At 42.5% G+C, this 19872-nt stretch carries 24 protein-coding genes; 18 read left to right on the top strand and 6 right to left on the bottom strand.

The window, feature by feature from the left end; translation table 11 throughout:
* Positions 1 to 8 precede the first annotated feature (8 nt).
* Positions 9 to 902, bottom strand: a complete 894-nt coding sequence (locus ACKRAT_RS04865) for a COX15/CtaA family protein (protein WP_411843975.1) — start codon at positions 900 to 902, stop codon at positions 9 to 11.
* Positions 903 to 1211: 309 nt separating this feature from the next.
* Between ACKRAT_RS04865 and cyoE the strand changes: the two genes are divergently transcribed.
* The 7 genes from cyoE (at position 1212) to ACKRAT_RS04900 (ending at position 7756) form a co-directional block, all read left to right on the top strand.
* Complete coding sequence (gene cyoE / locus ACKRAT_RS04870; RefSeq protein WP_411843976.1) at positions 1212 to 2132, top strand: heme o synthase; 921 nt, start codon at positions 1212 to 1214, stop codon at positions 2130 to 2132.
* Positions 2133 to 2161: 29 nt separating this feature from the next.
* On the top strand, positions 2162 to 3307 hold the full coding sequence (gene coxB, locus ACKRAT_RS04875; protein WP_411843977.1) for a cytochrome c oxidase subunit II: 1146 nt from the start codon (positions 2162 to 2164) through the stop codon (positions 3305 to 3307).
* Positions 3307 to 5223: a cytochrome c oxidase subunit I gene (locus tag ACKRAT_RS04880; RefSeq protein ID WP_411843978.1), complete on the top strand. Its 1917-nt coding sequence runs from the start codon at positions 3307 to 3309 to the stop codon at positions 5221 to 5223. Before coxB ends, ACKRAT_RS04880 begins: the two co-directional genes overlap by 1 nt.
* Entirely contained in the window at positions 5223 to 5849 is a 627-nt protein-coding gene (locus tag ACKRAT_RS04885; protein ID WP_411843979.1) for a cytochrome (ubi)quinol oxidase subunit III, read from the top strand. Before ACKRAT_RS04880 ends, ACKRAT_RS04885 begins: the two co-directional genes overlap by 1 nt.
* Before the next feature lies 1 nt (position 5850).
* On the top strand, positions 5851 to 6195 hold the full coding sequence (locus tag ACKRAT_RS04890) for a cytochrome C oxidase subunit IV family protein (RefSeq protein WP_411843980.1): 345 nt from the start codon (positions 5851 to 5853) through the stop codon (positions 6193 to 6195).
* A 127-nt stretch (positions 6196 to 6322) separates the two neighbouring features.
* Positions 6323 to 7276, top strand: coding sequence for a cytochrome c oxidase assembly factor CtaG (gene ctaG / locus ACKRAT_RS04895; protein ID WP_411843981.1), 954 nt, complete (start codon positions 6323 to 6325; stop codon positions 7274 to 7276).
* 21 nt (positions 7277 to 7297) lie between these two features.
* Complete coding sequence (locus tag ACKRAT_RS04900; protein WP_411843982.1) at positions 7298 to 7756, top strand: DUF420 domain-containing protein; 459 nt, start codon at positions 7298 to 7300, stop codon at positions 7754 to 7756.
* 97 nt (positions 7757 to 7853) lie between these two features.
* Here the strand turns inward: ACKRAT_RS04900 and ACKRAT_RS04905 are convergent, their stop codons facing one another.
* Positions 7854 to 8210 (bottom strand): YugN family protein, encoded by a 357-nt coding sequence (locus tag ACKRAT_RS04905; RefSeq protein ID WP_411843983.1) that lies wholly within the window; start codon positions 8208 to 8210, stop codon positions 7854 to 7856.
* 143 nt (positions 8211 to 8353) lie between these two features.
* On the opposite strand from ACKRAT_RS04905, the gene ACKRAT_RS04910 reads away from it, so the two are divergent.
* Positions 8354 to 8797 carry a YlbF family regulator gene (locus tag ACKRAT_RS04910; protein ID WP_411843984.1) on the top strand — a complete coding sequence of 148 codons (444 nt, stop codon included), beginning with the start codon at positions 8354 to 8356 and terminating at the stop codon, positions 8795 to 8797.
* Positions 8798 to 8891: 94 nt separating this feature from the next.
* On the opposite strand, the gene ACKRAT_RS04915 is transcribed toward ACKRAT_RS04910, so the two are convergent.
* A complete protein-coding gene (locus ACKRAT_RS04915; RefSeq protein ID WP_411843985.1) occupies positions 8892 to 9812 on the bottom strand; it encodes a glycerophosphodiester phosphodiesterase in 921 nt (306 codons plus the stop codon).
* Positions 9813 to 9900: 88 nt separating this feature from the next.
* On the opposite strand from ACKRAT_RS04915, the gene ACKRAT_RS04920 reads away from it, so the two are divergent.
* The gene (locus ACKRAT_RS04920) at positions 9901 to 10164 is read left to right on the top strand and encodes a DUF2129 domain-containing protein (RefSeq protein WP_411843986.1); all 264 of its coding nucleotides are present in this window, start codon (positions 9901 to 9903) and stop codon (positions 10162 to 10164) included.
* A gap of 2 nt (positions 10165 to 10166) precedes the next feature.
* On the opposite strand, the gene ACKRAT_RS04925 is transcribed toward ACKRAT_RS04920, so the two are convergent.
* A complete protein-coding gene (locus ACKRAT_RS04925; protein WP_411843987.1) occupies positions 10167 to 10538 on the bottom strand; it encodes a hypothetical protein in 372 nt (123 codons plus the stop codon).
* 62 nt (positions 10539 to 10600) lie between these two features.
* Here ACKRAT_RS04925 and rsmD point away from each other — a divergent pair, with 62 nt between their 5' ends.
* Together rsmD and coaD are read left to right on the top strand one after the other, a co-directional pair.
* Positions 10601 to 11137, top strand: a complete 537-nt coding sequence (rsmD, locus tag ACKRAT_RS04930; RefSeq protein ID WP_411843988.1) for a 16S rRNA (guanine(966)-N(2))-methyltransferase RsmD — start codon at positions 10601 to 10603, stop codon at positions 11135 to 11137.
* Positions 11138 to 11139: 2 nt separating this feature from the next.
* Positions 11140 to 11625 carry a pantetheine-phosphate adenylyltransferase gene (coaD, locus tag ACKRAT_RS04935; protein ID WP_411843989.1) on the top strand — a complete coding sequence of 162 codons (486 nt, stop codon included), beginning with the start codon at positions 11140 to 11142 and terminating at the stop codon, positions 11623 to 11625.
* Here the strand turns inward: coaD and ACKRAT_RS04940 are convergent.
* Entirely contained in the window at positions 11612 to 12748 is a 1137-nt protein-coding gene (locus ACKRAT_RS04940) for a nucleotidyltransferase (RefSeq protein ID WP_411843990.1), read from the bottom strand. The genes coaD and ACKRAT_RS04940 overlap by 14 nt on opposite strands.
* A gap of 137 nt (positions 12749 to 12885) precedes the next feature.
* Here ACKRAT_RS04940 and ACKRAT_RS04945 point away from each other — a divergent pair, with 137 nt between their 5' ends.
* Together ACKRAT_RS04945 and rpmF are read left to right on the top strand one after the other, a co-directional pair.
* A complete protein-coding gene (locus ACKRAT_RS04945) occupies positions 12886 to 13410 on the top strand; it encodes a YceD family protein (protein ID WP_411843991.1) in 525 nt (174 codons plus the stop codon).
* 3 nt (positions 13411 to 13413) lie between these two features.
* Complete coding sequence (rpmF, locus tag ACKRAT_RS04950; protein WP_145285141.1) at positions 13414 to 13587, top strand: 50S ribosomal protein L32; 174 nt, start codon at positions 13414 to 13416, stop codon at positions 13585 to 13587.
* A 67-nt stretch (positions 13588 to 13654) separates the two neighbouring features.
* On the opposite strand, the gene ACKRAT_RS04955 is transcribed toward rpmF, so the two are convergent.
* Complete coding sequence (locus ACKRAT_RS04955) at positions 13655 to 14122, bottom strand: N-acetyltransferase (protein WP_411843992.1); 468 nt, start codon at positions 14120 to 14122, stop codon at positions 13655 to 13657.
* Positions 14123 to 14235: 113 nt separating this feature from the next.
* On the opposite strand from ACKRAT_RS04955, the gene bshC reads away from it, so the two are divergent.
* The 5 genes from bshC (at position 14236) to ACKRAT_RS04980 (ending at position 19866) form a co-directional block, all read left to right on the top strand.
* Positions 14236 to 15822 (top strand): bacillithiol biosynthesis cysteine-adding enzyme BshC, encoded by a 1587-nt coding sequence (gene bshC / locus ACKRAT_RS04960; RefSeq protein WP_411843993.1) that lies wholly within the window; start codon positions 14236 to 14238, stop codon positions 15820 to 15822.
* A gap of 142 nt (positions 15823 to 15964) precedes the next feature.
* Positions 15965 to 16396 carry a division/cell wall cluster transcriptional repressor MraZ gene (gene mraZ, locus ACKRAT_RS04965; protein WP_411843994.1) on the top strand — a complete coding sequence of 144 codons (432 nt, stop codon included), beginning with the start codon at positions 15965 to 15967 and terminating at the stop codon, positions 16394 to 16396.
* Between the two features lie 11 nt (positions 16397 to 16407).
* Positions 16408 to 17337: a 16S rRNA (cytosine(1402)-N(4))-methyltransferase RsmH gene (gene rsmH / locus ACKRAT_RS04970; protein ID WP_411843995.1), complete on the top strand. Its 930-nt coding sequence runs from the start codon at positions 16408 to 16410 to the stop codon at positions 17335 to 17337.
* A gap of 11 nt (positions 17338 to 17348) precedes the next feature.
* On the top strand, positions 17349 to 17729 hold the full coding sequence (gene ftsL, locus ACKRAT_RS04975) for a cell division protein FtsL (RefSeq protein ID WP_411843996.1): 381 nt from the start codon (positions 17349 to 17351) through the stop codon (positions 17727 to 17729).
* Positions 17716 to 19866, top strand: coding sequence for a penicillin-binding transpeptidase domain-containing protein (locus ACKRAT_RS04980; protein WP_411843997.1), 2151 nt, complete (start codon positions 17716 to 17718; stop codon positions 19864 to 19866). The genes ftsL and ACKRAT_RS04980 overlap by 14 nt, the downstream gene beginning before the upstream one ends.
* Positions 19867 to 19872 lie beyond the last annotated feature (6 nt).

A 19872-nucleotide genomic window follows, 5' to 3' on the forward strand; every position in this document is an offset into this window, starting at 1 on the left:
CGTTATTTTTATTTTGTTCTTGAAAGCAGCATTATGAAATAACATAATAAACCGAACAAGAGCGTAATGAATAGTGCATGGAGCAGAGCGACAAATATATTTACTAGAGTAAGTACACTCAGCATACCTGTTGTTGCCTGTAATAAAACGAGTGCAAATGCTATGATCCAGCCATTTCTTATCACCCGGTATTGACCATAATGTTTTATCGCATGAATCATAATGATGAAAATCCAGATGACGACTATACCTGCCAGGGCACGATGGCCCATCTGCACCCATTGATAGAAGTCTAACGCCCATAATTGTCCAGGCTGACAATGCGGCCAGCTTAAACATGCAAGGGATGACTCAGTGTGTCTGACGAGCGCACCGCTGTAGACAACCAAGTATATATATATCGTCAGGAAAATCGTATTGTGCCTGAGAAATGGTCCGATGACCAAGTTACGTGCTTCAAATTTTGTATCAACTTCAAAAACGAGCAGAGTGAGTAGAAATACTGACGCGAAGCTGATTAAAGATATTCCGAAATGTGCTGCAAGGATAAAGTCGTTCTGTCCCCACATCACTGCTGCAGCGCCAATCAAAGCCTGTGCAAGAATGAAGCCAACGCTTAATCCGACGAGAAATTTGGTTTCTCTCTTGTGAGGGATCAGCTTTAGAACCATATAGCTTAATACACCGACTAAAATTATCGCGAGACCTGATACGCCTCTATGGGCAAGTTCAATAATTGTTTCGATCGGCCAGTCGCTTGGTATAAGACGGCCATGACACAGGGGCCAGGATTGTCCGCATCCTTCGGCAGAGCCTGATTTCGTAACCAGGGCACCGCCGATTTGAACGAAGACCATCATCAGCGTTGTTACCGCAGCCACAATTTTTAGGTTTCTATACAATGGTAACACCTCAATAATCCTAATGCTGTTAGTGGTCACAGTTCTATAATATATATGAAAGAACTGGTCAGTGCAAATGTGAATCTTCTGAAATGCACTTAACAATTCTTGAATATATGGTAAAATCGATATGTACAAGAAGCGCTATTCCAAGTATAAATCAAATCACTCTTTTTCATGTGGCACATTAATGAACAATTTTTGAACAATATAAAATGTAACGATTTTATTTCAGAAATGTATAGTAAATGTGACCTTTTTAATTTATTATTAAATATAAATGTGCTTATGGTGAAAGGAGGCGTATGGATGCAAAATGATGTATATGGAAACATTGTGCATCATGTTGACAAGGGAATAACGTTTAAGGCTGTAATGACCTTGGTAAAAGAGGGTATCATTAAAGCGAACCTGATTCCAGCTTTTGCTGCCGGCTTTTTAGCAGTGATGTATTATGGTCAGTCATTTTTTGCCAACATTCCGGTTCTGCTGTCTATGGTTTTTGCCACTACATTAGTCATCGGCGGTGTGGCTGCGCTCAACAACTACTATGACAGAGATATCGATGCTGTCATGGAATCGAAGCAGAACAGGCCAAGTGTCGATGGAACTTTCAGTGGAAGGGATATACTCCTGATTGGTTTTATCATGCTGATTGTTGGCGAGATCATTCTTTTTCTGATTAATCCTACAGCAGGAACGCTTGGATTAATTGCTGCTTTTGGATATGCGGTTGTTTATTCAATCTATGCCAAACGGCATCTGTTATCCAACACAGTGATTGGTGCAATTCCCGGAGCGATGCCGCCTTTGATTGGCTGGGCTGTAATTGACCCGAGTCTACATGTGTTGGCCTGGGCGATGTTTATCGTGATGTTTATATGGCAGCCGCCGCACTTTTATGCGTTGGCCATCAAACGGAGCGATGAGTACAGTGAGGCGGGCGTGCCAATGCTTCCTTCCGTAAAAGGGAACCACCGTACACGGTTGTCCATTGTATTTTGGGTGACACTTCTCTTGTTCACGCCATTATTGATGGTTGAACTTGGACTCTGGTTTGTCGGACTTGCAACTGTGCTTAACGTTGCATGGCTCATAATCTCAGTCAATAAGTTTCGTCCAGTCGAAGACTATAACCGCTATGCCGGTCGGGTATTTGTCTTCTCATTGAATTACATTATTATTTTCTTCGTGATGATAATTATTGCCGGTCTATTATTGAATTTCTAAAGCTTAAGTATGAAAGAGGGGCTATTTACATGAAAAATCGTTGGATGAGTGCCAAATGGATAGGTCTTATATCTGTCTTAATGGTATTTCTATCAGGCTGTGGTAAGAATCATCTTAGTACGTTGAGGCCTGCTGGTGAGGTTGGGCAAGAACAATTTAACTTGATGCTGCTTTCAATCATCATCATGATCTTAGTAATTGTTGTTGTCGTAATACTCTTTACATTTGCTTTGACGAAGAGTCGCAGAAGTAAAGTAGGCGAAGATTTTGAGCCGAAAGATGTTGCAGGGAACCATACGCTTGAAATGATCTGGACAGGCATTCCTATCCTATTGCTTATCATTCTTGCTATTCCTACTATTTTCTACACGTTTAAACAAGCAGATACAAGAGCTATGGAAACAGAAGATGGTGAGTTGAATAGTGAAGAAGTAGTTGTTAATGTAACAGCAAATCAGTACTGGTGGGAATTCGAGTATCCGAATCAGGAAGTGGTCACTTCCCAGGAACTTGTAGTGCCTACTGATACCAAAGTGTATTTCAACCTTCAGGGTGCAGACGTAAAACACTCATTCTGGGTGCCTGCTGCCGGAGGTAAGATGGATACAAACGTAGATGGTATAAACAGTTTTTACTTAGTATTTGATGAAGGAAAAGCTCAGGATTCAGATCGTCTTTTCTACGGTAAATGTGCCGAGCTGTGCGGTCCTTCACACGCACTTATGGATTTCAAAGTCAAAGCGTTGCCTCAGGAAGAATATGACCAGTGGCTTGCTGATATGAAATCTGTAGAAGAACCTGCTCAGGCTTCAGCAGATGATGCGGCTGAAGGTCAGGAAATCTTCAATAACTCTTGTATTGGGTGTCACGCTGTAACGCCTCAAGGTACTGGAGCACAGGGACCTAACCTTGCTAACTTCGGTGACCGTGATCTTATTGCAGGTTACCTTGAACACGATAAAGAGAACCTGGTTGACTGGATTACTGATCCTGAGAGTCTGAAACCAGGGAATAAAATGACAGGCGCTTATGATTTGTCTGAAGAGGAAATCGACAAAGTAGCTGAATACTTGATGGGACTGAAAGTTGAAGAAGGTTCCGGCGATGTTGGAGCTATGAATGTTGAGAAAAGTTCAGAAGAAGCGTCTTCAGAAGAAGAGGGGGATAACCAATAATGGCATCCGCAACTAAAAAGAGAGGGGTCGGCTCTGTAATCTGGGATTACATGACTACTGTCGACCACAAAAAGATAGCAATTCTTTATTTGATTGCTGGTGGATTTTTCTTCGTAATGGGTGGTATAGAAGCAATGCTGATCCGTATTCAGCTTGCGGTACCAAACAACGACTTCTTGTCTGCAGGACTGTTTAACGAAGTAATCACAATGCATGGTACTACAATGATTTTCCTTGCCGCAATGCCACTGTTGTTTGCCTTTATGAACGCAACGGTGCCTTTGCAGATCGGAGCACGTGATGTAGCATTCCCATTCCTCAACTCATTGGGTGTCTGGCTATTCATCTTCGGTGGTATCTTCCTGAACCTTTCATGGTTAATGGGCGGTGCACCGGATGCAGGTTGGACAAGTTACGCATCACTTGCAGTTAATTCACCTGGACATGGTATCGACTTCTATGCACTTGGTCTCCAGATTACAGGTGCAGGGACTCTAATTTCAGGTATTAACTTTGTAACTACAATTATTTCTATGAGAGCACCGGGTATGACTTATATGAGAATGCCGCTGATGACATGGACTACACTTGTCGCTTCAGTGCTTATCGTATTCGCATTCCCACCGCTTACAATCGGTATTTTCCTACTGATGTTTGACCGTATGTTCGGTTCCAGTTTCTTCTTGGTTGAAACAGGTGGTAACACAATTATCTGGGAGCACTTATTCTGGATTTTCGGTCACCCTGAAGTTTATATACTGATTTTACCGGCGTTCGGTATTTTCTCTGAAATATTCGCAACGTTCTCACGTAAAAGACTTTTCGGATATTCAGCAATGGTGTTTGCGACAGTACTTATCGGTTTCTTCGGATTCATGGTATGGGCGCACCACATGTTCACAGTTGGTCTTGGACCGACAGCCAACGCGATTTTCGCGGTAGCCACAATGGCAATCGCCGTACCTACGGGTATTAAGATCTTCAACTGGATCTTTACGATTTGGGGCGGAAGTATTGAGTTCACCACGCCAATGCTCTATGCTCTGGCATTCATTCCATCATTCGTTATGGGTGGGGTTACCGGTATCATGCAGGCAGCAGCACCAGCTGACTATCAGTACCATGACTCCTACTTCATCGTTGCCCACTTCCACTACGTAATCGTAGGTGGGGTAGTATTCGGACTTCTTGCCGGATTGCATTACTATTGGCCATTGATGTTTAGTACAATGCTCAGCGAAAAACTTGGTAAAATCACTTTCGTACTTTTCGTTGCAGGATTCCACGTGACATTCCTGATTCAGCACTTCCTGGGTCTATGGGGCATGCCGCGTCGAGTGTTCACATACCTGGACGGTCAGGGGTATAACACCGCGAACTTGATTTCCTCCATAGGGGCTCTGATGATGGCAATTGCCGTAATCATATTAGTGATCAACATCATCATAACGGTTGTCAAAAACCAAAAAGTTGGACGCGACCCATGGGGCGACGGACGTACGCTAGAATGGTCATTGCCGCTTCCGGTCCCTCATTACAACTTTGCACAAATTCCACTTGTTCGTGGATTGGATGCATATTGGATTGAGAAGAAAGAAAATAACGGTGAAATGTTGCCGGCAGAATCGCTCGATGATTTCCATATGCCTAACAGTTCGATCATTCCGTTTATAATATCACTGGGATTATTCATATCAGCATTCGGTGCATTGTACCTTGCATCCGGTAAAGAATGGGCAATCGCAGCTGTATCAGACCTGCCGCAACATCCTTGGGCACTATGGGTACTTATCCTTGGATTGGCGATTGTGTTCATCTCAATGGGTGTTCGTTCCTGGAAGGATGACCTCGGACATTATGTAACTAAAGAAGAAGTATTGAAAGATCTTGAAGAACTTGAAAGGGGTGCGAAATAATGGCTAACATGGAATATAACGTGCCGAGCGAAAGATGGCCTGCACACCCGGAAACAGCAACGCTGGAAGGTAAAAATAAATTTATCGGTTTCTGGACTTTCCTTGCTGGTGAGACTGCGCTTTTCGCATCTCTCTTCGCAACTTATCTAGCATTAAAAGATTCTGTGCCAAGTGATGACCATCTCTTGGCAGCGGATCTCTTCCAATTGGAACTGGCATTTGTAATGACGATGTTCTTGTTAACATCTTCTCTTACAAGTGTGTACGCTGTTTACCATATGAGAAATAACAATTTTGGTAAAATGCAGTTATGGTTGGGAATCACAGTACTGCTTGGACTCGGCTTCCTGTCACTCGAAATTTATGAGTTTGTGGAATATGCACATTTGGGACATACTTTCCGTTCAAGTGCATTCGGCAGTGCGTTTTACTTCCTGCTTGGAACACACGGGTTCCACGTATGTATAGGATTGGTGTGGATTACGCTTCTAATTCTGCGTAATGCCAAGCGTGGACTATCTGTTTACACTGCATCGAAAGTGAACACTGCAGCGCTGTACTGGCACTTCATTGACGTTGTATGGGTATTTATCTTTACAATAGTTTACCTGCTGGGAGTGATGTAAGATGGCAGAAATTAAACAAGAACCAATTTCAAAGGCGAAGTTAGACTACATCAGACGTGAGCGTACAAAAGAAATGCGTCAGCAGATGGTATCATTTGGACTTATGATTTTCCTTACTTTTGTAGCATTTGGTTTAGTAGCTATGGATATCGATCCATCGTTTGTTATTCCAATCGTAATTGGAATGGCATTCCTGCAGGTCATCCTGCAGTTCTACTACTTCATGCATATGAAAGACAAAGGACATGAATATATCAAGCTGATGATGCTGACGGGCATGTTCTTTGCACTGGCATTCGTAACAACATTCATCTATATCGTTTGGATTGGCGAACCGATCCAGTAGATTTTAGAGAGACTGACACAGCATTGTGTCAGTCTCTTTTGTCATTATATTGTCACCCGGAAGAGCTTGATGTATCGTGCTTTAAATTCTATACTTGAAGTAAGCGAATTTTAAAAGGATGATTACAATGGAAAATATATCGTCTATATCCATATTTGGCTTCGTGGCGAACTGGAGCCCATATTTCTTTATATTTACTGTACTTCTTACAGTTCTTTACTTTTTGATTACTAAGAAATGGTATAAGAACTTTGAAGACGGGAGACCTTTAAGAACGAAGGAAGGTATTGTCTTCGCCATCAGTATGATCCTGCTCTATGCAATGTACGGAGCACCTGTGGATCTACTCAGCCATATACTGTTCAGCTTCCACATGCTGCAGATGGCGATAGTATTCCTGCTCATCGCACCATTAATGTTTTATGCTGTACCAGGATATATCTGGAAGTATTTTGTAAATCTCCCGGTGGTTAAACAAATATTCACGCTCACTAAAAAGCCATTGATTCCACTAATCCTTTTCAACGGCGTCTTTTCAGTTTATCACCTGCCCGTCGTATTGGATTTCCTAAAACAGAATGGCCCATTGCATACTACATTCAATGGTTTGCTGTTCCTGCTTGCAATATTGATGTTTTATCCAGTATTCAATAAAGTGGAGCCGAAAGAGAACCATATGGGCGGATTGTTCAAAATGCTTTATGTCTTCGGTATCGGTGCACTTCTGACTCCCGCATGCGGTCTGATCATATTTGCAGGAACGCCGTTGTATGAAACGTATACGGATGGAGATGCATGGCTGTCAGCAATGGAATTATGTGTGCCGTCAGGTGTGCTTGACGGGTTGAAAGGCCAAGGACTGATTTCAGGACCGGAATACTTCACCAACACAACGCCGGTTATGGACCAGCAGACAGGCGGTATCATAATGAAGGTACTCCAGGAAGTGTTCTTTGGTTTCATGCTCGGTTTCATATTCTTCAGCTGGTTCAGAGATGAACGCAAGGATGAGGATGAAATGACTAGGCGTTCATTGGAAGATGCGCGTATTCAAAAAGAATTTTACAGCCAATACAGATAAATAAGTGAGGAGAAAAACACCGTGCATTTATTACCAACAATCAGTACAATTTTTATCGTGCTCAGTGCCGTCTTCATGGGAATAGGAATTCATAAAATCAAAAAGCACAGGAATATTGAAGGCCACCAGAAAATGATGACCTATGCTGCAGTCAGTGCAGTGCTTTTCTTTATAATTTATGTATCCAGGACAATTTTCATCGGTAACACTGCATTCGGCGGACCGGATTATCTGGTGCCTTTCTATACAGTATTCCTGATATTCCATATCATACTTGCAACTACAGGTGCTTTCTTGGGCGGAACACAGATTTATTTTGGAACCAAGAGGAAACTATCCAAACATAGAAAGCTTGCGCCGTGGGCCTCTGTAATCTGGTTTGGTACAGCAATCACAGGTGTTATGGTTTATGTATTGCTGTATATACTCTACCCAGGCGGAGAGACAACGTCGTTAATCAGAGCAATCATTCAAGGTTAATATATAGAAGAGCCAGGTCATTGTGATCTGGCTCTTCTATTTGGCTTTAAACGTAAAACAGCCAGAACACATTGTGTCCTGGCTGTATATTTAAGTATTAGACGAGTGCTTTTAGATCTTTTGCTACAGATCTGATTTTATCTACTGCATTATCGACGATCCTGTCAGGGAAATGCTCGTCGCTGCCGTATTCGATACCTGTTGGATAATAGTGTTTACCCAAGTAAGGATCCATCAGCTGGAGGACTGCATTTTTCGCGCCTACATCTCCTTCTACAGCATATCCTGGTACGCGTAAATAATAGATTCCTTCCGGCACTTCATATTTATAGTCGAAAGTCATGCGTTCGTAGTCCCAGGATCCACCAAGTACGAGTCCATTTTTGTTCATTGTGTCTTGCAGTATATCTTGAGAAACAATCATTGTCTCAAGACCAGAGTTTTCAAATACCATGAAATTTCCTCCCTAAGCATTTTGCATTACTTTAATTTTAATCTATATCCATGATACTTGCAAATGGAATTTATGCATTTTGTGAAAACTGATGTAGAAGGTATCTCTCCGGATATGATACTATTAGTGTAGAGGTGATGTAAATGATAACTGAAAAAGAATTAGAAATCATGGATCAGCTCGATGCCTTGAACGAAAAGGTTATGGAGACTACGGAATACAAGCACTACTGCAAATATAGGAACCTTCTGGACAGTGAGAAAGAAGTAGCCGGTTTAATAAATCGATTCAACAAAATGAAAGAAGAGTTTGAAGAAGTGCAGAGGTTTGGTAAATATCATCCTGACTTCAGTACAAAAAGAAGGGAAATCAACCAGTTTAAAAAAGAATTGGATATGAATCCCATTATCATGGAGTATAGAAAGGCTGAATATCAGCTGCAGTCACTCCTCGATGAAATTCTTTACCATGTAAGCATCGGCGTCAGTAAACATGTCAATGTAGTCAGCAGCAATCCGTTCTTCTCTGTCGGGGGAGAATCGGGATGTTCAACCGGAGGAAGCTGCGGATGTCAAACTGCAATCTAACTCATTTTTAAGACAGCCTGCTAAAGGCTGTCTTTTTTTTGGAATTGAAAAAATCTCCCATTCCAGAAGGAAGGGGAGATGATTATCAGAGGGCTTAGTATCTTTCGTTGAGAAGATGATGACTGATATCGGGAAAATCTGTAACGATTGTGTGCGCGCCTTTTTGAATCAGTGCATCCATTTCGTCCATTTCATTGATTACCCAGTATCCTGCTGCGATGTTCAGGCTTTGTAGATAATCTATGAAGCCTTCGCGATCAAGCGGAATATTATTGTATCGCGGCGGAATCTGGAAAGTATCCGCTTTTGGCGTATACAGGTGCTTGAAACAGGATGAATATGCAAGATAAGCATTTCTTACCTGATCTTCACCTGCGCCGAGTGCAATGGAATCACCTGAATAGAGAGCAAAACGATCAATCTGCTCATCATGGAAACTTGTAATGAGTACACGGTCATGAACTTCAAGCTCATCTATCAATCTATAAAGCAGGCTTGGCATCAAGCTGCCTTCATAGGATTCCGGAGTATCTTTGATATCGATGTTGATGAGTTTGTCCGGATATTTTTGGATGAGTTCTTTCAAAGTGACAATCTTGGCATCTTCCGCTCGTCTGAACGGATGGTTGCCTTCAACGTCTCTGAAGTGATAGCCGAAGTCGAGATCTCTTAATTCATCCAGTGTCATATTGCTGATGCGGCCCGCGCCATTGGATGTACGGTCCACATACGCATCATGGAAGACGACAATCTCTTCATCCTTGGTCATGCGCACATCAATTTCAAAGCCATCTACATTAAATTCTGAAGCTTTGTCGAATGCAGCGACAGTGTGTTCAGGTGCAAGCCCCATTCCCCCACGGTGTGCGAAAATATAGGGAGAACGATGTCTGAAGTATGGCTTGATATCACGGATATGAGTTTCCGACATCAGCTTTGTGCCGACCCATAGACCCCCGATAACTCCGCCGGCAACACCTACGGCTGTTAAAAGTCCTTTGAAACACTTGTTCATAATTCATTGCCTCCAGTAATAGATTCATTTTAAAACTGTTCATTAACATGGTATCATATCTTTATATAATTTTATAAGGCGGGGTATAATGCTTGAAAAGCGCATTGGCATATATATATATTTTAAACAAAATAAGTTTATACGACAATTGAAACGGCACGGCCACCTCATTTATGTTAATAAAGATAAGAAGTACTTACTATTATATATATACGAATCCGAGCTTTCTCAAACAATTAATACGCTGGAACAGCTTAAATATGTCAGAGAAGTCATCGTTTCCGAGTATCCTAACATCAGACGGGAGTACAGTACTGAAAACTATGAGGCGAAAGATTACCGTGTGATATAATTTTAATGCATCGGCGGAATTAAGTGATTCAGTCTTAATACGCCAGTGATATATTGATAAAATTGTTCACGTGCATAAAAATCTTCAGGGTCTATTGTAGAAAATTCAACGATGGGTATATCCTTTTCTTTACACCATTCATGAATAAGCGTGTACTTTCTCCCCTGGCCATCTTTGTAGGGGATACCCATATAGATGCTGTAAATCGCTTGAAAATTGCCGCGAACAGGCCGCATTACAAGCAGGAAAGTGGACTGGCTTGCATCTGTATGTAAAAAAATCGCTTTATCAATTCGCGTGTGGTTATGGCTGATGATTGCTTCCAGTTCGAAAACATCTCCATATCCTTCACCAAGCGTGATGAATTTTTGCATTCTTATCAACTCCCATTCATCATTTTAAACCAACCGATAGCGGAAAGAAAGAGGATTTAACAGTGAGAATCATCAGTGGAAAATATAAATCAAGAAAAATTGAAACATTAAATTCAAATGATACACGCCCGACAACCGATAAAGTCAGAGAAAATATCTTTAATATACTGGGAATGATTGAAGGGGATGTACTGGATTTATTTGCCGGCAGCGGTGCGCTTGGTTTGGAAGCACTCAGCCGTGGGGCGGATTCCGCAATGTTTATAGACGGTGCCAGAGACGCGACAGGTATTATAAGGAAAAATACCAAAGGCGTGGAAGAACGTGTGGAAATATTTAAAAATGATTATCGCCGTGCATTGAAAGCACTGGCAAAACGGGAAAAGAGTTTTGATCTGATCTTTCTGGATCCGCCGTACCATAAAGATATCGTACCGGCTGCTCTTGTGATAATTGATGAACTCGGTATACTGAAAGAAAATGGCCGCATAGTTGCAGAAACACATAAGGATGAAGTCTACCAATCTGTTCCTTATGAAAGTATCAAAGAAGCAGTCTACGGAACGATTAAAGTAAATGTACTTGTAAAGGAAGGGTAAAAATGGGAAGAATAGCAGTGTGCCCCGGGAGTTTTGATCCGATTACATATGGACACTTGGATATTATTGAAAGAACCAGCAAAATATTTGATACGGTGTATGTTTCAGTCCTGAAAAATTCGTCCAAAAAAGGGTTGTTCACCCCACAGGAACGCGTGGAACTAATCCAACAGGTGACAAAAGACCTGCCGAATGTCGAAGTCAGGGAATTCAATGGTCTGCTTATCGATTTCTGTCGTGAAATCGGTGCAAAATCAATAGTCAGAGGGCTTCGCGCAGTCAGTGACTTCGAATATGAAATGCAGCTGACTTCCATGAACCGCAAACTCGATAGTGACATTGAAACAATTTATATGATGACAAACAACAACTACTCATTTATATCCTCTTCAATTGTAAAGGAAGTGGCAAAATACGGCGGGAAGACAGAGGATGTCGTACCGCCGCTGGTTGAAGAAGCACTTAAAGCAAAATTTAATCTGAAATAAAAACCGGTGTATTAAAATCATTTCTATCTGATTTTGCGAATACGTTATAGATGTCTGTCGCCGCAATCTCCCGTTGAATGAAATTGCGGTTCTTACTGTTCACGTTTGTTATGATTTCTAAGCTGTCAGGCAGACTTTTCAAATATTTTTGTCCGGTTTTGTTCATCGCCAGTACACGCACTGCATCAGTCGGTGTATAGTTCTTCATTTTTTCTGCTTTAATATTGAGTAGTATAGAAATCATCAGGCGGTTGAGGCGCGTCCTTGTATACCGTTTTGTTTTCACATCGTTGATGAATGTCTCATAGGAATTATGATATCTTATTTTGGATTTGATCCTGTACTCGAGACCTTCTGTCATCATATAAATTTCACGCAGTTCTGCATGATCGCTGCGGTCGATGATCACTTTTAAAGTATCGAATATTTTTTCATTTGATAAAGGAGTGTTTGCCAGTATGTTCCGGGCAAGTAGTTCGGGCATATAGCGGACGGCTTCCTCCAGACGGTTTTCAACCAGTGCTTTTCTTAAACTTGTGGCACTTGAAAATCTGGATTCGGACAGATGTTCATCACTGTATTGATTGCCGAGCCTCTGGATGGTCAACGGTTTTATTTGCGAGTTCAAACTATCGATGGCTTTGATATAGGAGAGTCCCAGCGTATTATTGGAACCTTTAAATACCTCGCCTCCGATAGCTTTATTCACCGCTCTGGGATAGCTGTACCCTTCTTTCATCAACTCATTCATCTCATGTTGTATGTCGGTATCCTTCAGTTGAGTATAGACGCGTTCCAAGTCCTGGATATCGCCGGATTCGCTGCCAAACACAATATTAGTGCTGCCGAGCAGCTCTGCAATGTGAATGCCGCCTAAAGCAAAGTCATCAGCAAAGCTCACAGCATTAAAAACGGGAAGCTCTACAACTAAGTCGACATGTTTGACTGCAGCCTCTGCACGGGTAAATTTATCCGTAACAGCAATTTCCCCTCGCTGGGTAAAGTTACCGGACATTACTGCAATAACGACATCTGCGCCCGTCATTCTGCGAGATGCCTCGATGTGGTGGATATGCCCATTATGAAACGGGTTGTATTCGGTGATTAAAGATGTGATAATCATTTAAGAAACTCCTTTCCTGCGCAGTATAATTGTAACAGAAAACGCTGCAATTATAATGTGTTGTGTTAAGAAAATAACTTGACAGAAGACCTTGTTAACTGTACAATGTTTTTTGTGCTCATAAGAGGTGAAACTATATGAGATGGTCATTGACACAGCTGAAAAAATTCAGTAATGAAAGTATCGCTGTAAATGAAAAAATCCAGTTCAAAGAGATAACAGATCGAAAAGATGTGCTCAGCATCAATGAGACATCTGTCGAAGGTGAAATGCATGTCGGGTCAAGGCGCATCGGCATAAACCTCACTATCGATACGGTGGTTAATATGCTCGATAGCCGAACATCAGAAAATATCGAGGTTCCGCTACACATTGAATCCTATGAAGAATTTGATGAAGAGGCGGAGGAAACCGACGAATTGGATGAGAATGTTCATCCAGTGACCCACACTTTGGATTTGGAACCTGTAGTTCGTGAACTTATCGTGGTCAATCTTCCGAACGTTATAACAAAAAGTGATGCAGTACCTGCCGGTGGCAAAAACTGGTCCGTTATGACAGAGGATGAACTGGATGATGAGGAAGAACGAAAAGTGGATCCGAGACTATCAAAGCTACAGTCACTGCTAACAGAAAGTGACAATGAGAATAAGGAGGATTAAGACATGGCAGTACCTAAGAGAAGAACCTCAATTACACGCAAAAGAAAACGCCGTACGCACTTGAAACTTTCAGTGCCTGGTATGGTGGAATGCCCTAACTGCGGAGAGATGAAACTTTCTCACCGCGTATGCAAAGAATGTGGCAGCTATAAAGGTGAAGATGTCGTAGCCAACTAATTGGCAGGCGACGTAAAAGAGCCGTTGATGAAAACTCATCAACGGCTCTTTTCTGTATATCAAGCGATTATTCGTTCAGTACATAGCCTTTTGGATACCACACAAGTGGATCATCCGCCATATCGCGTTCTATATCATATTTAAGTGTTTCGAACCCGTGTCTTTCAAAAAACGGCCTGGCATTCTGACGGCTGATGGCCTTGATCGGCATATTGAACTGTTTGGCGTAATCAATCAGCTCACTTCCGAACCCTTTGCCGCGGTATTTCTCAAGTACTTCAAGTTTCCAAATGACCATGTAGTCCTGTGGTGGATCGAAAATCGGCTGATGTGTATCTTCTTTTTTATAAAGACACATGCGGGCAGCCAGGTTGTCGCCTACATAAATACCATAGAATGGCGAATCGATATCCGCATCCATCATATTCCCTTCAAGTTCTTTGGTCATTTGAAGTTCCTGCGCACCATATTCTCTGAATTTCTTAAAGTCATCTACTGTCTTGTAGTTAATTGCCAAGTGTTTTACTTCTACCATTTTCATTCTCTCCTTTGATATCATTATAGTATAGATCTTTGAAATCATTCAATTGTTTTATAAGCATATAATATTTATAATTAGGTTAGCATATTTTTTGAAGGAGATAAGTTATGGAAATCGAATGTATAGACTTCCAGCAGGATCGCTTTACAAAGCGTTTTGCACAGAAGGAGAAAGCGCTTATTAAATTTTACCAAAATCTATCCTACGATAAAGAAAGTATTGAAAAGGTAATTGAGAGACCGGTACATAGTCATACTGAAAAGCTTGCCGGCATTATAGAAGATGAAATGTCGAACTATGGTTTGAGTGAGGCCCAGTTAAATAATATAGAAAAATTGCGGAAAGGGCACCGCGTAATCATTGGCGGACAGCAGGCTGGGCTTTTTATGAGTCCGGCATACATTATGCATAAGATCATAACGCTTTTTGTTTTGACGGATGAAGTTAAAAAGGAGCATGGTTATGATGCTGTACCTGTCTTCTGGGTAGCGGGGGAAGACCATGATTTTGATGAAGTGAACCATACTCATATCTATGACCAGAATCATAGAAGAAGACGTAAAATCGCCTATAAACCCAATTTAAAAGTGCCGATGAGTCTTGGATTTTATAAATATGATAAAGAAGAGATGAAAAAGGTGTTGGACCAGATTATTGCCGGATGCGGGGATTCGGGTTTCCTTCATGAGAAAAAGGACAAGGTTGCCGGAATGATAGAATCAAATGAATATTGGACGGAACTTTTCCATGCCCTGGTGCATGATGCATTCAAAGAGGAAGGGCTGATCATATTCAATGCCCATTCAAAGGCGGTACGCGAGCTAGAGATTCCGATGTTCGAGGAAATGATTGAACGTCACAGCGAAATAGACAGCAGCTTCAGGGAGGGGCAGGAAGCTTTCGATAAAGAAGCGGGGATCGACAGAATGATCGAAACGGATACGAATGTCCATCTGTTTGCAGGATCGGAGTACACCCGCACTTTACTGACATTCGAGGACGGCAAGTTTATATCCGACGAAGCGCCGATGGATAAACAGGCCCTGCTGGATCGTCTGAAAACAACCCCGGAAACGTTCAGCAATAACGTTGTGACGAGACCGCTTATGCAGGAAATGCTGTTCAACACATTGATATTCGCAGGCGGAGGCGCTGAAGTCAAATACTGGGGTGAGCTCAATAGGGTGTTTGAAACAATCGATATACCGATGCCGATCATTTTGAAACGTATGGAAATCATTCACGAAGACACTAGACTCACCAAGCTGATGGACGAACACGGCTTGGGAATATCCCATGATATGCTGGATAAAGCAGATGAAACTAAAAATCAACTCCTGCAATCCCATACGGATGAATCACTGATTACCCAGGTGGATGAAATCGGTGAAAAACTCGAGATGGAGTATGAAACTCTGAAAAGCGGTGATGGGAGAGCACAGTATAAGCAGCTGATGGAAGCCAATATGAAGATGCACCAAAAGCAGCTGGACTACCTGAAGAGAAGGTACCAGCTGGAAGTTAAACGCAGCCTGAGGCGACAACTGAATGACTTGGATGAAGTGGTTGAGAAGTTGATGCCGAATGGTTCCCTTCAGGAGCGCATCTATCACCCTTGGATGTTCATGGAAAATACCCCCGCGCATCCCCCACTGAGTTATACGACAGAACTGACAATTATAAAAAGCCTGTAACAGCAACGTTTGCGGACAGTTTACTCCAATGTGTAAACTGTCTTTTTTATTGTCTGAAATTAAAATGGGCTGAATCACATTGAAATTGTGGTATGAAGTGGGGAGTTGTGGTAAATTATTTATAGAGGCGGAGGTGATGAATATGTTCATGGGAGAATTCAAACATCAGCTCGATACAAAAGGAAGAATGATTGTACCGAGTAAGTTTCGTGAAGAATTGAATGAGCAGTTCATCATCACTCGAGGTCTCGATAAATGTCTGTTCGGATATACATTGGATGAATGGGCGAAGATTGAAGAGAAAATGAAATCATTGCCGCTGACTAAAAAAGACGCAAGAAAATTTATGAGGTTGTTCTTTTCAGGCGCAACAGCTGTAGAGCTGGACAAACAGGGGAGAATCAACATCCCTCAAAATTTGCGTGATTATGCAGGATTGGCCAAAGAATGTACTATCATTGGTGTTTCCGGCCGAATCGAAATCTGGGACACGGATGAATGGAATACTTTCTATTCGGAATCCGAAGAGAACTTTGAAGATATTGCAGAAGATTTAATTGACTTTGACTTATAGGGTGTGAAGAAATGTTCAGACACGAAACCGTTCTATTGGAAGAAACAGTGGATGGACTCAATGTACATCCGGAAGGTATTTATGTGGATGCCACACTCGGCGGCGGCGGACATGCCGCGTATCTCCTCGATCAGCTTACGACGGGAAGACTCATCGCTTTTGACCAGGATGAAGTCGCCATCAAAAATGCTGAAGAGAGATTTAAAGGGCGGGAGAACCTTACATTAATCCGTTCCAACTTTGAAAACTTACAAGAAGAACTTGAAAATATAAACATACATAAGATTGACGGTATTTTGTATGACTTGGGCGTGTCGAGTCCGCAGCTTGACGTAACAGAACGCGGTTTCAGTCACTCCAAGGAAGCAAGGCTGGACATGCGAATGGACCAGAGCCGTGAACTCGATGCTTATGAGATAGTAAATAATTATTCATATGAGCAGCTAGTCGGCATTTTTTTTAGATACGGAGAAGAAAAATTTTCCAAAAGAATTGCCAGGGCGATCGAAAAGCTCAGGGCTGATGCTCCAATTGAAACAACTACAGAACTGACAGAGATTATCAAATCCCAAATTCCGCATAAATACAGAAGGACAGGCGGCCATCCGGCCAAGCGTGTTTTCCAGGCATTGCGCATCGCAGTAAACGATGAACTGGGTGTTTTTGAACGGTCCCTGGAGCAGGCCATCGACCTTCTGGATAAAGAAGGCAGAGTCTCTGTCATCACTTTCCATTCACTGGAAGACCGCATTTGTAAGCAGATGTTCATGGAATATGAAAAAGGTCCGGATTTACCCAGGAATATGCCGGTGATTCCCGAAGCATATCAGCCGATACTAAAACGTGTGAACCGAAAACCAATCATTGCAGATGAAGAGGCACTGGAAAACAACCCACGTGCACGCAGTGCTAAATTACGAATTGCAGAGAAACAGAAGTAGGGAGTGTTATTATGGCCGTAGAAAGTTATAGGCAAAATGTTCTACCTGAAACGAAGGTTGAGCCGAAGGTAAAAAAGAAATCAACAACGAGAACCAGAACCCGTGTTGTAAGTCTGAAAAGAGCAGAAACCCTGGTGTATTTGGCATTGATGGTTTTAATTGCGGCGGCTGCAATCTATGTGCTGTCTTTAAAAATGGATGCTTATGAACTTCAGACGCAAAAAACGCAGCTTGAGAGTGAAATTGAAATCAAAGAGGGCGAGATCAGCGAGCTTAACACAGAAGTGACGCATCTTGCTTCCTATGACAGAATATATGAAAAGGCAAACGAACTCGGACTCGATCTGAATAATGCAAATGTAAAGGTTGCTGAGAAGTATGGCAAGAATTAGATTTAAACTTGGCGATAAAACAAAAAGACTATCTGTCGGTGCGCTCCTAATTTATCTTGGTATAGGAGTGCTTTTTGTTTGCATATTTTGGCAATTCAGCTATTTAATGATTGTCAAAACTTTGGATGATGAAGACCTGGTAGCACATGGCCATGATAAATTTACACGATCCGCAGTAACTGAAGCGGAACGTGGCGAAATTACAGACAGGGACGGCAATGTCCTGGCAAGTGATATGGAATCCTATCGGCTGGCAGTGATTACCGACTCTGCTTATCCGAATCATGTCACGGACCCTAAAAAAGCGGCGGAAACCCTTGCCGGCGTGATTGATATGGAACAGAAAGATATAGAATCACGCATAAAAGAAGGTGTAGAAAAAGAGCAGTTCCAAGTGGAGTTCGGCCAGGAAGGCAGAGATCTCTCATATAACCAGAAGAAAACTTTGGAGGATTCGGGAATTTCGGGTCTTATCTTTATTGCGGAAACGAAACGTTTCTATCCAAATGGAGACTTTGCCTCACACCTTATAGGCTATGCTGAAGAAACCGAAGGAAGTGAGCAGCTGAAAGGACAGATGGGGCTTGAGCGCGCATATAATGATGTTCTAAGTGGTCAGGACGGCTCTGTAAACTATACACAGGACCTTTGGGGATATATCGTTCCGAATACCGATACTGTAAAACCGCCGAAGGACGGAACGAATATGAAACTGACGATTGATTCCACCATCCAGCTCTATCTGGAGGAGTCACTTGATACGATGCAGGAGCATTTCGAACCGGAGGAACTTTTTGCTGTTGTGGCAGATGCGGAAACCGGAGAGATATTGGCCAGTGGCCAGAGACCTTCATTCAACCCGAGGACACGGGAAGGGTTTGGCAACAGCTGGCTGAATATGCTCTATCAGTATTCATTTGAACCAGGCTCTACATTCAAGGTGTTCGGTCTGGCTGCCGCAATCGCAGAAGGGGTCTATGAGCCGGATGCAACATACGAATCAGGTTCCTATGATGTCAACGGACATACGATCTACGACTGGGAGAAAGAAGGGTGGGGTGAAATCACCTACAACCAGGGTATGCAGTATTCATCCAATGCACTGATGATGCTTCTGCAGGATAAAGTCGGGGAGGACAAGATGCTCGAGTATTACAAAAAATTCGGGTTCGGTGAACCGACTGGCTCAGAATTCCCGAATGAGCCCTCAGGCATCATGGCATGGGATAATGAACTGCAGCGGAAAACAACATCATTCGGTCAGACTTCCACCGTTACACCGATACAGGTAATCCAGGGTATGACTGCCATACTTAACGGCGGCAAGATGAAAAAACCATATGTTGTCGATGAAATTTCCGATCCGGAGACAGGAGAAGTGATCCATGACGGCAAAGAGACCGTCGTACGCCAGGTCATTTCAGAAGAAGCGGCAGATAAGACGCAGGAAGAAATCAACACTCTGGTCGGCGGTTCAGAAGACCATAACTCCCAGTATCTGCTGGACGATTATGAAGTAGCCGGCAAATCCGGTACTGCACAGATCATCGATCCCGAGGGCGGCGGCTATATGGACGGCGATTATGAATTTCTGACCTCATTTCTCGGATACGCCCCGGAAGATGATCCTGAAGTCATCATCTACTACGGCATCAAGCTTGCAAGTAAAAATAAATCCGACACATGGGATTATGGCGTCATGCATGGATTTAATCCACTGATGGAACGGACGTTGAAATACCTGGAAGTGGAAGAGGCAGGTGACGGTACCGGCGGAGAAGCGGTTGAAGTCGGAGACTATACCGGCCAGGAAATTTCAGAAGCAGAACCTGCAGCCAAAGAGACGATACAGACGATCATTATTGGTGATGGAGAAAAGATTGTAGACCATTATCCGAAAAATGATACACTGTTGCCATATGATACATTTTTTGTGAAAACGGATGGTGAGCAGTTAATGCCGGGACTCAAAGGACTGTCGAAACGGGAAGTGCTGATGTTCGGTGAATTCATGGGCATCGACGTTTCTGTAAAAGGCGAGGGATTTGTTCAGAAACAATCTATAGATCCGGGTACAGCCATCACTGACGAGACGGCTTTAGAAATCACACTGTCGTCTAATGACCCCAACGATTAGAGGAGG

Origin of the sequence: Salinicoccus sp. HZC-1, from assembly GCF_046736035.1 — a bacterium.
In the GTDB taxonomy this organism is placed as follows: Bacteria; Bacillota; Bacilli; order Staphylococcales; family Salinicoccaceae; genus Salinicoccus.

Excerpts from the sequence above, each read along its gene's own strand:
- cyoE (WP_411843976.1), top strand. The coding sequence starts at position 1,212 with ATGCAAAATGATGTATATGGAAACATTGTGCATCATGTTGACAAGGGA.
- coxB (WP_411843977.1), top strand. The coding sequence starts at position 2,162 with ATGAAAAATCGTTGGATGAGTGCCAAATGGATAGGTCTTATATCTGTC.
- ACKRAT_RS04880 (WP_411843978.1), top strand. The coding sequence starts at position 3,307 with ATGGCATCCGCAACTAAAAAGAGAGGGGTCGGCTCTGTAATCTGGGAT.
- ACKRAT_RS04885 (WP_411843979.1), top strand. The coding sequence starts at position 5,223 with ATGGCTAACATGGAATATAACGTGCCGAGCGAAAGATGGCCTGCACAC.
- ACKRAT_RS04890 (WP_411843980.1), top strand. The coding sequence starts at position 5,851 with ATGGCAGAAATTAAACAAGAACCAATTTCAAAGGCGAAGTTAGACTAC.
- ctaG (WP_411843981.1), top strand. The coding sequence starts at position 6,323 with ATGGAAAATATATCGTCTATATCCATATTTGGCTTCGTGGCGAACTGG.
- ACKRAT_RS04905 (WP_411843983.1), bottom strand. The coding sequence starts at position 8,210 with ATGGTATTTGAAAACTCTGGTCTTGAGACAATGATTGTTTCTCAAGAT.
- ACKRAT_RS04910 (WP_411843984.1), top strand. The coding sequence starts at position 8,354 with ATGATAACTGAAAAAGAATTAGAAATCATGGATCAGCTCGATGCCTTG.
- ACKRAT_RS04915 (WP_411843985.1), bottom strand. The coding sequence starts at position 9,812 with ATGAACAAGTGTTTCAAAGGACTTTTAACAGCCGTAGGTGTTGCCGGC.
- ACKRAT_RS04920 (WP_411843986.1), top strand. The coding sequence starts at position 9,901 with ATGCTTGAAAAGCGCATTGGCATATATATATATTTTAAACAAAATAAG.
- ACKRAT_RS04925 (WP_411843987.1), bottom strand. The coding sequence starts at position 10,538 with ATGCAAAAATTCATCACGCTTGGTGAAGGATATGGAGATGTTTTCGAA.
- coaD (WP_411843989.1), top strand. The coding sequence starts at position 11,140 with ATGGGAAGAATAGCAGTGTGCCCCGGGAGTTTTGATCCGATTACATAT.
- ACKRAT_RS04940 (WP_411843990.1), bottom strand. The coding sequence starts at position 12,748 with ATGATTATCACATCTTTAATCACCGAATACAACCCGTTTCATAATGGG.
- ACKRAT_RS04945 (WP_411843991.1), top strand. The coding sequence starts at position 12,886 with ATGAGATGGTCATTGACACAGCTGAAAAAATTCAGTAATGAAAGTATC.
- rpmF (WP_145285141.1), top strand. The coding sequence starts at position 13,414 with ATGGCAGTACCTAAGAGAAGAACCTCAATTACACGCAAAAGAAAACGC.
- ACKRAT_RS04955 (WP_411843992.1), bottom strand. The coding sequence starts at position 14,122 with ATGGTAGAAGTAAAACACTTGGCAATTAACTACAAGACAGTAGATGAC.
- bshC (WP_411843993.1), top strand. The coding sequence starts at position 14,236 with ATGGAAATCGAATGTATAGACTTCCAGCAGGATCGCTTTACAAAGCGT.
- mraZ (WP_411843994.1), top strand. The coding sequence starts at position 15,965 with ATGTTCATGGGAGAATTCAAACATCAGCTCGATACAAAAGGAAGAATG.
- rsmH (WP_411843995.1), top strand. The coding sequence starts at position 16,408 with ATGTTCAGACACGAAACCGTTCTATTGGAAGAAACAGTGGATGGACTC.
- ftsL (WP_411843996.1), top strand. The coding sequence starts at position 17,349 with ATGGCCGTAGAAAGTTATAGGCAAAATGTTCTACCTGAAACGAAGGTT.
- ACKRAT_RS04980 (WP_411843997.1), top strand. The coding sequence starts at position 17,716 with ATGGCAAGAATTAGATTTAAACTTGGCGATAAAACAAAAAGACTATCT.